This is a genomic window from Flavobacterium hungaricum (assembly GCF_015182285.1).
GTDB classification, from domain to species: domain Bacteria; phylum Bacteroidota; class Bacteroidia; order Flavobacteriales; family Flavobacteriaceae; genus Flavobacterium; species Flavobacterium hungaricum.
In genome coordinates this window covers 74,397-87,532 of the sequence record NZ_PRDM01000006.1, presented here as the reverse complement: position 1 = coordinate 87,532, position 13,136 = coordinate 74,397, and the positions used below count along the sequence as shown (strand labels likewise).

The 13,136-nt window shown below is 33.9% G+C and carries 11 protein-coding genes; 6 read left to right on the top strand and 5 right to left on the bottom strand.

Annotated elements, in window-relative coordinates:
- Window positions 1–11 precede the first annotated feature (11 nt).
- A complete protein-coding gene (gene rpsL / locus C4F50_RS22280) occupies window positions 12–395 on the bottom strand; it encodes a 30S ribosomal protein S12 (RefSeq protein ID WP_007136570.1) in 384 nt (127 codons plus the stop codon).
- Window positions 396–577: 182 nt separating this feature from the next.
- Between rpsL and C4F50_RS22275 the strand changes: the two genes are divergently transcribed.
- The 5 genes from C4F50_RS22275 to C4F50_RS22255 all read left to right on the top strand — a co-directional run bounded on the left by C4F50_RS22275 (window position 578) and on the right by C4F50_RS22255 (window position 8,788).
- On the top strand, window positions 578–2,278 hold the full coding sequence (locus tag C4F50_RS22275) for a BamA/TamA family outer membrane protein (protein ID WP_228012117.1): 1,701 nt from the start codon (window positions 578–580) through the stop codon (window positions 2,276–2,278).
- Window positions 2,279–2,362: 84 nt separating this feature from the next.
- Window positions 2,363–5,590, top strand: coding sequence for a SusC/RagA family TonB-linked outer membrane protein (locus C4F50_RS22270; protein ID WP_194140860.1), 3,228 nt, complete (start codon window positions 2,363–2,365; stop codon window positions 5,588–5,590).
- A gap of 10 nt (window positions 5,591–5,600) precedes the next feature.
- Window positions 5,601–7,115 carry a SusD/RagB family nutrient-binding outer membrane lipoprotein gene (locus C4F50_RS22265; protein ID WP_194140859.1) on the top strand — a complete coding sequence of 505 codons (1,515 nt, stop codon included), beginning with the start codon at window positions 5,601–5,603 and terminating at the stop codon, window positions 7,113–7,115.
- Window positions 7,116–7,194: 79 nt separating this feature from the next.
- Window positions 7,195–7,929: a 23S rRNA (guanosine(2251)-2'-O)-methyltransferase RlmB gene (gene rlmB, locus C4F50_RS22260; protein ID WP_194140858.1), complete on the top strand. Its 735-nt coding sequence runs from the start codon at window positions 7,195–7,197 to the stop codon at window positions 7,927–7,929.
- Window positions 7,930–7,984: 55 nt separating this feature from the next.
- Window positions 7,985–8,788 carry a DUF2490 domain-containing protein gene (locus tag C4F50_RS22255; RefSeq protein ID WP_194140857.1) on the top strand — a complete coding sequence of 268 codons (804 nt, stop codon included), beginning with the start codon at window positions 7,985–7,987 and terminating at the stop codon, window positions 8,786–8,788.
- On the opposite strand, the gene C4F50_RS22250 is transcribed toward C4F50_RS22255, so the two are convergent.
- Complete coding sequence (locus C4F50_RS22250) at window positions 8,789–9,292, bottom strand: hypothetical protein (protein WP_228012116.1); 504 nt, start codon at window positions 9,290–9,292, stop codon at window positions 8,789–8,791. It abuts the gene before it with no gap.
- 62 nt (window positions 9,293–9,354) lie between these two features.
- On the bottom strand, window positions 9,355–10,116 hold the full coding sequence (locus C4F50_RS22245; protein WP_194140856.1) for a rhomboid family intramembrane serine protease: 762 nt from the start codon (window positions 10,114–10,116) through the stop codon (window positions 9,355–9,357).
- 217 nt (window positions 10,117–10,333) lie between these two features.
- On the opposite strand from C4F50_RS22245, the gene C4F50_RS22240 reads away from it, so the two are divergent.
- Window positions 10,334–11,611 carry a replication-associated recombination protein A gene (locus C4F50_RS22240; RefSeq protein WP_194140855.1) on the top strand — a complete coding sequence of 426 codons (1,278 nt, stop codon included), beginning with the start codon at window positions 10,334–10,336 and terminating at the stop codon, window positions 11,609–11,611.
- Between the two features lie 81 nt (window positions 11,612–11,692).
- Here C4F50_RS22240 and C4F50_RS22235 read toward each other — a convergent pair whose 3' ends face one another.
- Both C4F50_RS22235 and C4F50_RS22230 read right to left on the bottom strand, forming a co-directional pair.
- Window positions 11,693–12,445, bottom strand: coding sequence for a hypothetical protein (locus tag C4F50_RS22235; protein ID WP_194140854.1), 753 nt, complete (start codon window positions 12,443–12,445; stop codon window positions 11,693–11,695).
- Window positions 12,446–12,447: 2 nt separating this feature from the next.
- Entirely contained in the window at window positions 12,448–13,134 is a 687-nt protein-coding gene (locus C4F50_RS22230) for a YjjG family noncanonical pyrimidine nucleotidase (protein WP_194140853.1), read from the bottom strand.
- Window positions 13,135–13,136: the final 2 nt, after the last annotated feature.

The following is a 13,136-nucleotide window of genomic DNA, read 5'->3' as shown; positions in this document are numbered from 1 at the left end:
AAGTTTTTAAATTACTTTTTTGCTTCTTTTGGGCGTTTAGCACCGTACTTAGATCTTCTTTGCGTTCTTCCTGCAACACCTGACGTATCAAGCGCTCCACGAACGATGTGATATCTAACACCTGGTAAATCTTTTACCCTTCCACCTCGCACTAATACTATCGAGTGCTCTTGTAGATTATGTCCTTCTCCAGGGATGTAAGCATTCACCTCATTACCATTTGTCAAACGTACACGCGCAACTTTACGCATTGCAGAGTTTGGTTTTTTTGGTGTAGTAGTGTAAACACGCGTACAAACCCCTCTTCTTTGAGGACAAGAATCTAAAGCAACCGATTTACTCTTCTTAGTGATCTGAGTTCTTCCTGTTCTTACTAATTGTTGAATTGTTGGCATAATTAATACTAAAAATTATTATGTTTATTAAATTCCCGCTTTTTACGGGGTTGCAAATGTATAAAATATTTCTCAGTATACAAACGTTAAATCATTAATTTTCAATAACATTATTTAAGCTTATCATTTTCTAAACAAACATGAGATATTTGCCTTATTTTTAAAAAATAAAATCATTACAATTGAAATCACTTTTCTTCATTATATTATTCTGTCTCAGTCTTTCTGTTTCTTCTCAAAAAATACATTTGAAAATTTTGGGAAGCAATGAAACAGAAACTAAAATTATCGATTCTTTAAATTACAACAACCTACACACTAATCTTAAATCAGTATTTTTTGAAATCAGTACAACAAGCGAAAAACTTTCAAAAAATGGATATATAGAGAATCAAATATTAGAAACCGTTAAAAAAGATGACAGCACTTACCAATGTAGTATTAATCTAAAAAAACAAATTAAGTACATTCATATATATATAGGTGGACAAACTGATTTTCGAGAATCAGATAAAAAAACATCAGACACCATAACAATACCCTATTCTCAACTTGAAACCTATCTAAATCAAAAAATCGCAGAGGCAGAAAAAGCCGGATACGCATTAAGCAAAATAAAACTTCAAAACATTAAAAAAACAGAAAACTCAATTTTTGCAAATCTTAATTTCAGCTTAGAAGAAAAAAGAAATATTAATTCGATTGTAATAAATTATACTAATCCAAATTCAAAAGACTTTTTCCCCAAAGGGCATTTAAAACAACTTAATAAAAAATACCTAAACAGAACTTTCAATCAAGAAGTCAGCAAAGAACTTTATAATGATGTAAACAGCTTCGAATTTATTTCACAATCTAAATACCCCGAAATACTTTTTACAAAAGATTCTACTAAAATATATACGTATATAGAAAAAAGAAAAGCAAATAATTTTGACGGTTATATTGGCTTTTCTAACGACGAAAACAAAAAACTTAATTTAAATGGATATATAGATGTGTCTCTTTTAAACACTCTAAAAGCCGGAGAACAATTTTCACTTTACTGGAAAAGTGACGGCAATCAACAAAAAACATTCAACACTAAGTTAGAAATCCCATATATATTTCAAACACCATTAGGAATAAAAGCGCAATTAAATATTTTCAAACAAGACAGCACTTTTCAAAACACAAAAACAGCTATTGACCTAGGTTATTATCTAAATTATAACTCAAAAATTTACTTGGGCTATCAATCTACAGAATCAAGTGACATACAAAACATCAGCAATTCAAGTATAAGTGATTTTGACAATTCTTATATTACCAGCTCTTTTGAATATAAAAAACGGGATTACTCTAACATTTTATTACCACAAAAATCTATTCTGAACTTTTCTGCAGGTTTTGGGAAAAGGGATTCTTACACCACTACTGGTTCTACAGAATCGATACAACAATTTTACAGCCAGCTAAACGCTGGATATAATTTTGAACTAAATAGAAAAAACTATATTTACCTTGCTTCGCAAAACTATATTTTATCAAGCAAAACCTATCTCATTAATGAGTTATTTCGTTTTGGAGGCATAAATTCAATTCGGGGTTTTTTAGAAAACAGTCTTCAAGCCAATTTTGCATCATTAATCCTTACCGAATACCGATATCTTTTATCCAGCAATTTATATATCAATTCTATTTTGGATTATGGATTGTATCAAGATCTTACATCCTCAACAAACCCTAAAAAAATCAAAAATTTAACAGGTCTTGGAATCGGCATAACGTTAAACACAATTAACGGCATTCTAAAGATCAATCTTACAAATGGCGCGGAAAAAACCAAAGATTTACAATTATATAACAGTATTATAAACATATGTTACAATGTTAAATTTTAGTGTTTAACGAAATTTTTAATTTTTTCCCTTGGATAGTTAACAAATTATTAAGAGTTTTGCGATACTAATTCAAAATATTTAAAAATGAAACTAAAGTTCAATGGATTCTTAGTACTTTTACTAGTACTAGCTGCGCATTTATCATTTGCGCAAGAAAGAGCTGTTTCTGGAACAGTTTCTGACGATGCAGGTATGCCTTTGCCAGGTGTAAGTGTATTAGTTAAAGGAACTAAATCGGGAACGCAAACAGATTTTGATGGTAAATATTCCATCAAAGCAACCACAAGCCAAGTATTGGTTTTTAGCTACATTGGGATGAAAACCCAAGAAATAACTGCAAGTTCATCAGTTGTAAACGTAAAACTAGGTGGGGACGCACAAGAACTTGAAGGTGTTATTGTAACAACTGCCTTGGGTGTAAAAAGAGAAAAAAAATCTTTGGGTTATTCTTCTCAATTAGTATCTGCTGAGCAAGTAAACAGCAGCCCTACAAATAACTTCTTAAACAATTTATCAGGAAAAGTTGCCGGTTTAGAGATTAAAGCTAACTCTAACTTTGGTGGTTCTACAAACATCGTTTTGAGAGGTATGAAAAGTATCACTGGAAACAACCAAGCTTTAATTGTTATTGATGGTGTTGCTGTAAGTAATGCGAATTTAAATGATCAAGATTCACAAAACGGAAGACAAGGATTTGACTTTGGTAATGCTGCTTCTGATATTGACCCTAACAACATTGAGTCTATCAACGTTCTTAAAGGTGCAGCTGCAACGGCTCTTTATGGTAGCCAGGCATCCAACGGAGCGATTATGATTACCACTAAAAAAGGTAAAAAGAACTCTGCTTTAGGTGTATCTATCAGCTCTACAGTATCTATCGGTGCAATTGACAAAAAAACTATGCCGACTTACCAAAATAAATATGGTGAAGGATACGCTGGTGAAGACAGCAGCTACACTGCTGACATTTTTGGAAATCCAAACGGTTTGGTAGCTTCTACAGGAGATGATGCTTCTTACGGAAATGCTTTTGATCCAAACATTATGGTTTATAACTGGAATGCATTTGTACTAGGAAATCCAAACTACGGAAAAGCTACTCCATGGGTCGCTGCAAAAAACACTCCGGTTGATTTCTTTCAAAAATCTACTACTTATACAAACAACATCAATTTAACTGGTGGTGATGAAAAAGGTGGTTATAACTTAGGTTTCACAAACAGCAACAACTCTGGTGTTTTACCAAACAGTTTACTAAACAAAAACAGTTTGAATGGTAATTTCACAAGAGATCTATCTGACAAATTAACTTCAACTGCTTTCTTTACTTTCACAAATCAAAATACTACTGGTAGAAATAACACTGGTTATGGTGATAACTTTATTGGAGGTTTCAGACAATGGTGGGCAACAAATGTTGACATCAAAGAATTGGAAAGAGAGTACCACAGAACACAGCAAAACATTACTTGGAACATGACCGATCCAACAAATGGCAATTTAGCTCCTGCTTTCTGGAACAACCCTTACTTTGACAGATATCAAAATTTTGAGCAAGACGAAAGAACAAGATTCTTAGCTGGGACAAGTTTATCTTACGAGATCATCAAAGGCTTAACAGCTATGGGTCGTGCAACAATTGATTACTCAAACGATCAACAAGAATTAAGAAAAGCTGTTGGCAGCCACGCTGAAACTTTTGGTATTAGTGGTGCTAATGATGGTTCTGGATACTCTTTATACAAAAGAGATTTCATGCAGCAAACTTATGACTTCATTGTTACTTATGACTTTAACTTATCAGAAAATATCGGAGCTAAAGCTTTAGCAGGTTATACTTTCTTAAGATCAGATGCTTATTCTATCCAAGCTTCTACAACTGGTGGATTAGCAAAAGCTGGTTTATACAGCTTAGACAACTCAAATGTTTTCTTACCAGCAAAAGAATCTCAAATTACTTATGAGAAATCTGGTTTATACGGACAATTGTCATTAGACTACAAAAAATATATTTTCCTTGAGGGATCTTACAGACTTGATAAAAGTACTGCTCTTCCACAAGAGAACAATAACTACAGCTACTACTCTATCGGATCAAGTTTAATCTTCTCTGAATTGGTACAAGCTGATTGGTTGTCTTTAGGAAAAGTTAGACTTAACTACGCTCAAGTTGGTAATGACCCAGCTGCTGGAAGATTAGGTGCAAAAGTTAACAATTATGGTTTAGAAGGAAATCCATTATTTGGAAACAGTACTACTTATTTAGACTTCGCAAATCTTAAACCAGAAACTCAAAAAGCTTGGGAAGCAGGTTTAGAGATGTCAATGTTTAAAAACAGATTAAACTTTGATGTGTCTTTATACAAAACAAATACAGAAGACCAAATTTTCAACGTTCCTCAATCTACAGCGACTGGTGTAAACTATTCTACAGTTAATGCTGGAGAAATTGAGAACAAAGGTATCGAGATTGCATTATCTGGAAAACCAATCAAAACTGAAAACTTTACTTGGGATATCGGTGTAAACTGGTCTAAAAACCAAAACACAGTAGTTTCTCTTAACCAAGGAAGAGATAACTTATTACTTGCAAATTTCCAAGGTGGAGCTTCTTTGAATGCTACTGTTGGACAGCCTTACGGAACTCTTAGAGGTAGAGATTATACTTATGACACTAACGGAAACAAAGTTGTTGACGAAGACGGATACTATATCTTAGCTGAAAATAAAGTTATTGGTAATACTCAAGCAAAATGGATTGGTGGTGTTTCTAACAGACTTACTTACAAAAACATTTCTTTCAACTTCTTAATCGATGTTAAAAAAGGTGGAGATATCTTCTCACTTGACCAAGCATACGGAAGAGAAACTGGAATTTATGATCTAGGTGTAAATGATTTAGGAAACTCTGTAAGAGATCCTTTGACATCTGGTGCTGACAGTGGAGGATATATATTACCAGGAGTTCACGAAGATGGAACACCAAATACAACAAGAATCGACGCATCTACATCTGGAGGAACTGCCTTTAGTTCTGACACAAACCCAACTAAGGCTTATGTTTATGATGGTTCATTCGTTAAATTGAGAGAAGTAGGATTATCATACACTTTACCATCTAAATTTTTAGACAAAATGTACATTAAAGGTATGACATTTAGTGTAATCGGAAACAACCTATGGATCATTGACAAAAACCTTCCATTTGCTGATCCTGAAGCAGGTTCATCAGCAGGAAATATTCAAGGATACCAATCAGGAGTTATGCCAGCAACTAAAGTGTACTCATTTAATGTAAAACTTAACTTCTAAGAAAAACAAAATGAAAAAAATATTTTTATCAATAGTAACACTAACCTTCTTATCTCTTTCGAGCTGTGTTAGTGACAATGAAGCTTTTAATGATGATGCAAAGAAATCGTATGATGTTCCTGCAGAATCATTATTATCAAATGCACAAAAAGAATTATCTGATCAATTAACAACTCCAAGTGTTAATAACAACCCTTTACGTTACTACGTTCAATATTGGGCAGCAACTTTATATACTGCTGAATCAAGATATAACTTAACAACAAGAACTATTGCCGATACACATTGGACAAAATTATACCAAGATGTTTTAGGTAATTTAAAAACTTCTGAAGAAGTTTTAAAAGCTCAGACAAAACCAGACGCAACTTCTCCAAGTGACTGGCAAAAACAGCAGCAAAACAAAGTTGCGATTCTTGAAATCTTAAGAGTGTATACTTACCAAATTATAGTAGATACTTTTGGAGATGTTCCTTATACTGAATCTCTACAAAACCCAACTATCGTTTTACCTAAATACGATAATGACGAAGAGATCTATCCAAAATTAATTGCTCGTATTGATGCTGCAATTAATCAATTAGATGCAACTGGAGGAAGTTTTGATACTGGTGATTTAATTTATAAAGGAGACGTAGCAAAATGGAAAATTTTTGCTAACTCTGTAAAACTTAAATTAGGAATTAATATCGCAGATAAAAATCCTGCTTTAGCAAAAACTACAGTTGAATCTGCTTACAATGGCGGTGTTTTACTAACAAATGCTAATAATGCATTATTAACTTATGCTTCTTTTGCACCAAACTACAACCCGATTTTTGACAATCTTGTAGCAAGTCAAAGAAACGACAACGTTCCTGCTAACACATTGGTTGACAGAATGAATTCTATGTCTGATCCTAGAAGACCTATTTTCTTTACTCCAATGGCTGACGGAACTTATTTTGGTGGTATTCCAGGAGGTCGTAATTCACTTCCATACGAAAGCACATATTCTCACGTAGGTGATGTGATCAAAAATCCATCTGCACCTGGAGTTTTAATTGAGGCTTTCGAAGTTAACTTTTACTTAGCTGAAGCTGCTGCAAGAGGTTTTGTAGTAGGAAACACGGTTGAGTACTATTACAACCAAGCAATTACATTATCTTGTAATTTCTGGGGAGTATCTCCTGAAGAAACTACAGCTTATTTAACAAATCCACAAGTTGCTTATGCAACTGCTGCCACTACTCCTATTGCTGGATTCCCTGGAACTGGAAGCGGTACTTGGCAAGAAAAAATTGGATACCAAGAATGGATTGCTTTATACAACAGAAGTTTCCAAGCTTGGACTGCTTATAGAAGATTAGATTTCCCAATCTTAATTTCTCACCCAAGTTCTGTTCCTGCATCAGACAAAAAAGTGCCAGTAAGATATACATATCCAATCGTTGAACAAACTGTTAACGGTGACAACTGGAGCGCAGCTTCAGATGCTATTGGAGGAAATTTACTGACAACAAAAATTTTCTGGGACGTAAAATAATTTTATTTCCAAATCAATACATTAAACCGCTCTCTTCAGAGCGGTTTTTTTTTATAAACATTATAGCTATATTTGCTCCATGGAAAAAGAACACCAAATATTCGGCATTAGAGCCATTATAGAAGCGATTCAGGCTGGAAAAGAAGTAGACAAAGTATTCATCCAAAAAGAGATTTCTGGAGAATTGATGAAAGATTTGATGAAGGTGATGAAACGAGCCAACATTAACTTCTCATACGTGCCGGTAGAAAAGCTTAACCGCCTTACACCAAACAACCACCAAGGTGCAGTTGCCACAATATCACCAATTGGATTTATCGATTTAGAACATTTAGTTGAATCTACTATTGAATCTGGAGTAAAACCTTTATTTTTAATATTAGACCAAATTTCGGACGCTCGAAATTTTGGTGCCATTATAAGAACTGCCGAATGTACAGGCGTAAACGGAATCATCGTACAAAAAGCGGGATCTGCTCCTGTTAACGGTGATACTGTAAAAACATCTGCTGGAGCTGTTTTTAATGTTCCGATCTGTAAAGTAGAACATATTAAAGATGCTATTTTTTACCTGCAGGGTTCTGGAATTAAAACAGTAGCTGCTACAGAAAAAACAGATCAAAACATATACGACGTATCATTAACAGAACCTGTTGCTATTATAATGGGGTCTGAAGATAGAGGAATTAATCCTTCTGTTCTTAAAATTGTAGACGAAAAAGCAAAACTGCCAATGTTTGGTTCTATCGGATCATTAAATGTTTCTGTTGCCTGCGGCGCCTTTTTATACGAAACTGTCCGCCAAAGAAGTTAAAGCAAAACTTCATTGAGATTGAAGATGAGAATGAATAATTAAAAACACTTAATTAATGCTTTCAAAATCTAATTCAATATCGCTGGTTAAATTACTATGTTGTTTGTCTGTTGCTTTTTCTCCTTATAAAAGCTTCGGACAACACACAACATACAATCAATTCTGGAATGAACTCCAATTCAACAGAACTATCAGCGAAAAATGGTCTGCAGAACTTAATATTGCTACAGCTCACAGCAGTACCGAATCTTCTTCAAATTTATTTGAAAATACTATTCAAAGATCTATTCGCGGCTGGGGACATTATTATCTAAATCCCAGATGGAAAATATCATCTTTTCTTGCCTATTACAGTAACAAAGATGTTCCTGAAATCGGCCAATTTGAATCTCCTGAGTGGCGTTTTGCTCTTCAGGGAATTTACTATTTTCACAAGACAGGTTATACTTTGAGTACCAGAATGAGAACCGAGTTTCGACACATGAGAAATCAGGATGAAGATTACGAAAATGTTTTGAGGTACCGTCAGCAGCTAAAATATCTAAAACCGATAAATAGTAAAGTACTTCGCGCCGGCGTAGTATATGCGGTTGCTTCTGACGAAATCTATTTAAAATCGGGCACAAAAGTAACGGAAGAAAGTTTCTTTGATAGAAATCGGCTAAACATTGGAGCTGGTTATTTGTTTACAGATGATTTTCAGGTAGAAATAAGTTATTGCAATGAATATCTCCCAAGAAATAAAGGCAATCAAATTACAAACGCAGCATCTCTTACTGTCACGTTTAATAATCTTCTAAAAAACATTCAGAAAAGAAGAAACGAACAAGAACATTCCAATCCTTCAGATACAGAATAGTTAATCTTCTTTCTTAAGAAAACATTGCAGCTGTTTCATGATGGCTCCTTTATGAAGTTTAAAATTATAAGCCCGAATAAATTCTGTACCCTGCATATTAATTTCGGCAGTTACAGCTTCGTAGTTTGAAAAATCAGCAACATCATTAGCATCCATCAAATACAAAACCTGCATGATCGAATCATTATCCCTATATTGAGTATCGTAATGTGTTAATTTGTAGGTTTTATTGTTAGCCAAATGCATTATCAAATCATCTTTTATCTTCTTGCCTTCTTTTTTTTCTGGGAATGGTGTGGGCAGAAGAGCTATAAAATAATGTTCTTTGTCTGTAACAATATTAATTTTTAAGGATTTTGATGCAGTCGTGTAAAAAACCTTTGGCTCAAAAAAATAAGCCATACTTCCGTCAGCTTGAACTTTGTTTTTAATTTCACATTGCGCTGCTAAGTCAAAGCTCAAAAAAACAAAACCAAATAAAACTAAAAATCTGATTTTCTTCATTGTACGTAAATTTAAAAGTAGTTCTTAACAAAATTACTTAATTTACTTTAAAAAACCTTTCATTAATTTTCTTCCTCTTTTTCTGTTTTGCTAACGATGTAATTAACTGGAAAATTAGATATAAAATAATGCTGTTCTAAACTCAATTCTTCAGGAGCTGGTTTTGGCACAAAGTTACCTTTTTCATCAAAATGTTTCATGAAAGGATCATTTTCCGGATCAAAATCAGGGCGCTGCCAATCGTAAATTATTGGTTTAGTATATTCTGGGGTTTTATATCCTAATGTTAATCCAAAACCAGCGATAAGGCCTGCTAGATGACCTTCCCAAGAAATAGATTGATCAACATCTGGAAAAACATACCAAATCATCCCTCCGTACAAAAGAATCACAGAAAGTGATAATGCTACCAAACGGTAATACTTTGTCTGTAGTCCTTTAAAAAAAATAAAACTAACCAAAACATAGATCAATCCGCTTGCTCCTATATGAAAATTCGAACGACCGATAATCCACGTAATTAAACCCGAAAACAATATGCCGTAAATTACAACACCCAATGTTTGTTTGGGATAAAAATATTGAAGCGCTGCAAGTAAAATTAAAAGCGGAATTGAATTATTATAAAGATGATCCAGATTTTCGTGAATAAAAGGGCTAAATACAACACCTTGTAAGCCTTCCAGGTTTCTGGGATATATTCCGTGTTGATAAAAATCGAAGTCAAATCTTATTTGAAGCCAGTAAATAATCCAAAGAAATAAAACAAAAAGGCCCGGAAGTCCAATAACGGCATTCGAAAACTTAAACTGGCTGTCATTCATGGTATTTTATTTACATTTAAAAAACTTTAAATCAAAAAACTATCCAAAACTAATTTACTGATATTTTGTCATAGCAGTGTCTTTTTTAGCCCAGATAGAAGCGGTATCCTTTTTCTTATCTCGTTTTTTTAACGAGATAAGAAAAAGATACAAGCGGATAGCTGGATTAAGCTCCTAAAAAAACTGAAAATTAAAATTGAAGTAGTAATTTTACAAAATGGAAGCACCTTTAGCCGAGCGAATTCGCCCACAAAAACTAGAAGATTATGTCAGCCAGCATCATTTGGTCGGACCAAATGGCTCTTTAACGCAGCAAATTTCAAAAGGAATTATTCCTTCACTTATATTCTGGGGACCTCCAGGGACTGGAAAAACTACTCTTGCACAGATTATCGCTCAAGAATCCAAACGGCCATTTTATGTTTTAAGCGCCATAAATTCTGGAGTCAAAGACATACGCGATGTAATTGATAAAGCAAAACAAAGCGGTGGTCTATTTACGGCCAAAAATCCGATTTTATTTATTGATGAGATTCATCGATTTAGTAAATCGCAGCAAGACTCGCTTTTAGCTGCTGTAGAAAAAGGGTGGATTACTCTGGTAGGTGCTACAACAGAAAATCCGAGTTTTGAGGTTATTCCCGCACTTTTGTCACGCTGCCAGGTTTATGTTTTAAATGCATTTACTAAAGACGATTTAGAATCGCTCTTGCATCGTGCGATGAAAGTAGATGCTTACATGGCTTCTAAAGACATTGTTTTGAAAGAAACTGAAGCTCTTTTGAGACTTTCTGGCGGTGATGGACGCAAACTGCTTAATATATTTGAACTTGTTGTAAATGCTTCTGCGGGAGACAAAATTGTTATTACAAACAGTAGAGTTCTAGAACTTGTACAACAGAATACGGTTTTGTATGACAAAACAGGGGAACAGCATTATGACATTGTTTCTGCTTTTATTAAATCTATTCGAGGGAGCGATCCTAATGGTGCTGTATATTGGCTTGCCAGAATGATCGAAGGCGGTGAAGATGTAAAGTTTATCGCCCGAAGAATGCTCATTTTAGCCAGCGAAGATATTGGTAATGCCAATCCAACGGCTTTAATTATGGCCAATAATACTTTTCAGGCGGTAACAACAATTGGTTATCCCGAAAGCCGTATTATTTTAAGCCAATGCGCTATTTACCTCGCAACATCGCCAAAAAGCAATGCTTCTTACCTTGCGATCGGAAACGCACAGCAATTGGTAAAACAAACTGGTGATCTTCCTGTTCCGATTCATTTAAGAAATGCTCCAACCAAGCTGATGAAGGAATTGGGTTATGGCGAAGAATACAAATACTCTCACGATTATGCCAATAATTTTGCAGAGCAGGAATTTCTTCCTGATGCTGTAAAAGAAACGGTTCTTTACAATCCGGGGAACAATTCTAGAGAGAACAGCACCCGCGAATTTTTAAAGAACCGCTGGAAAGATAAATATGGATATTAAGTCTTTCTATTTATTGTTTGATGTTTTAGAAAGAGAGTTTTAAACATCTTAATCTAAAATCTAAAATCTAAAATCTAAAATCTAAAACTTAACCGAAACTTTCTCTGAAACTAATTTATCATTTTGATAATATTCAAAATACCATTGATTGTCTTTTGCATTTAATGAACCTTGAATACCGTCTTTAATTGCTATAAAAGAATCTGGACGCGAAGTCTTTAATAGTTTTATAACCACTTTTGGTGTTTTATCAATTAATTGATATCCGTTTTCTGTTGGCTGTGCATAAAGCAGATTTGGATCCGACATATTTGCAACTGGAGCTGGTGCAACTGAAGTTTGAACGCTTGTTGACGCTGCAGCAGGAAGTGTCGCTGCTGTTACTGCTTGAGCAGGCGTTACAGGTGCATTACCGCTGTATTTGTATTTTAAAGCAATAACAGATGTAAAAGCATTTTCTAATGCTTCTCTGTAAGCTACTTCATAATCTTTCTCACGGCTTTTACCAACTTCTGATGTATAAACTACTCTGCCAAAACAGTCTTTAAGCTGTACAAATAATTTTGTAACCAAAAATGCATTATCTTTTTTTACATCAATGTACAAAAGACCGCATCTGTCGTTATAACCAGCAGGAAGCTCTTCTGTTGTGTAAAAAGCTGTAAAACCAGCTTTTGTTAAATTTGATTTCGTAAGTGTTGCCAGACGATACTCGTTTTCTTTTTTTATAAAGTCGTATTTTAATGGAATAATAACTGCTTTATAATCATTAACAGACTGTGCAAATCCGATAACTGAACAAAGAAGTGCAGTCAGTAAAAATTTAATTTTCATAGTTATAAGTATTTTTTGAGTTCTAATAAATGGTTTATTTGTTTGAAATTTTCGGTTATTTCGATCTTTTTATCATTAAAAAAAATGGCATCCAGACCTGCATTCAAAGCTCCATTAATATCTGCATCAAGATCATCACCAATCATGATACTATTTTCTTTTGAAGTTTTCGCCAAATTGACAGCATAATCAAAGATAATACTATTTGGCTTTTTGACACCAGCTAATTCAGAATTTGTAATGGTGGTAAAATAGCTTCCCAACGCTGCATTTGTAATTTTCTTATCCTGCACTGTTGCAAAACCATTGGTTATAATATGAAGTTTATACTTTGGTTTTAAATATTCCAAAACTTCAATTGCTCCATCAAAAAGAAAATTATTATCCGTCAAAAAATCAATATAATCATTTGCAATTTGGAAAATATTTTCTTCTGAAATTACATAGTTTAAAGCATCAAAAGAAAACTTTAAACGATTGTATCGCAATTCTTGATGTGTAATTTTATCGTTCTGATACAGTCTCCAGCATTCCTGATTGATGGGAATGTACTGTTTAATAAAATCCTGAGTGTGGATTTCTGTATACTTCTCTCTAAAAATTCGATCAAAAGCCATTTCTGAGTTTTTATCAAAATCCCACAGAGTATGGTCGAGATCAAAAAAGATGTCGGTTATATTGGTATTCATAC

Coding starts and splice junctions, on each gene's coding strand:
- rpsL (WP_007136570.1), bottom strand. CDS start 395: ATGCCAACAATTCAACAATTAGTAAGAACAGGAAGAACTCAGATCACT.
- C4F50_RS22270 (WP_194140860.1), top strand. CDS start 2,363: ATGAAACTAAAGTTCAATGGATTCTTAGTACTTTTACTAGTACTAGCT.
- C4F50_RS22265 (WP_194140859.1), top strand. CDS start 5,601: ATGAAAAAAATATTTTTATCAATAGTAACACTAACCTTCTTATCTCTT.
- rlmB (WP_194140858.1), top strand. CDS start 7,195: ATGGAAAAAGAACACCAAATATTCGGCATTAGAGCCATTATAGAAGCG.
- C4F50_RS22255 (WP_194140857.1), top strand. CDS start 7,985: ATGCTTTCAAAATCTAATTCAATATCGCTGGTTAAATTACTATGTTGT.
- C4F50_RS22250 (WP_228012116.1), bottom strand. CDS start 9,292: ATGAAGAAAATCAGATTTTTAGTTTTATTTGGTTTTGTTTTTTTGAGC.
- C4F50_RS22245 (WP_194140856.1), bottom strand. CDS start 10,116: ATGAATGACAGCCAGTTTAAGTTTTCGAATGCCGTTATTGGACTTCCG.
- C4F50_RS22240 (WP_194140855.1), top strand. CDS start 10,334: ATGGAAGCACCTTTAGCCGAGCGAATTCGCCCACAAAAACTAGAAGAT.
- C4F50_RS22235 (WP_194140854.1), bottom strand. CDS start 12,445: ATGAAAATTAAATTTTTACTGACTGCACTTCTTTGTTCAGTTATCGGA.
- C4F50_RS22230 (WP_194140853.1), bottom strand. CDS start 13,134: ATGAATACCAATATAACCGACATCTTTTTTGATCTCGACCATACTCTG.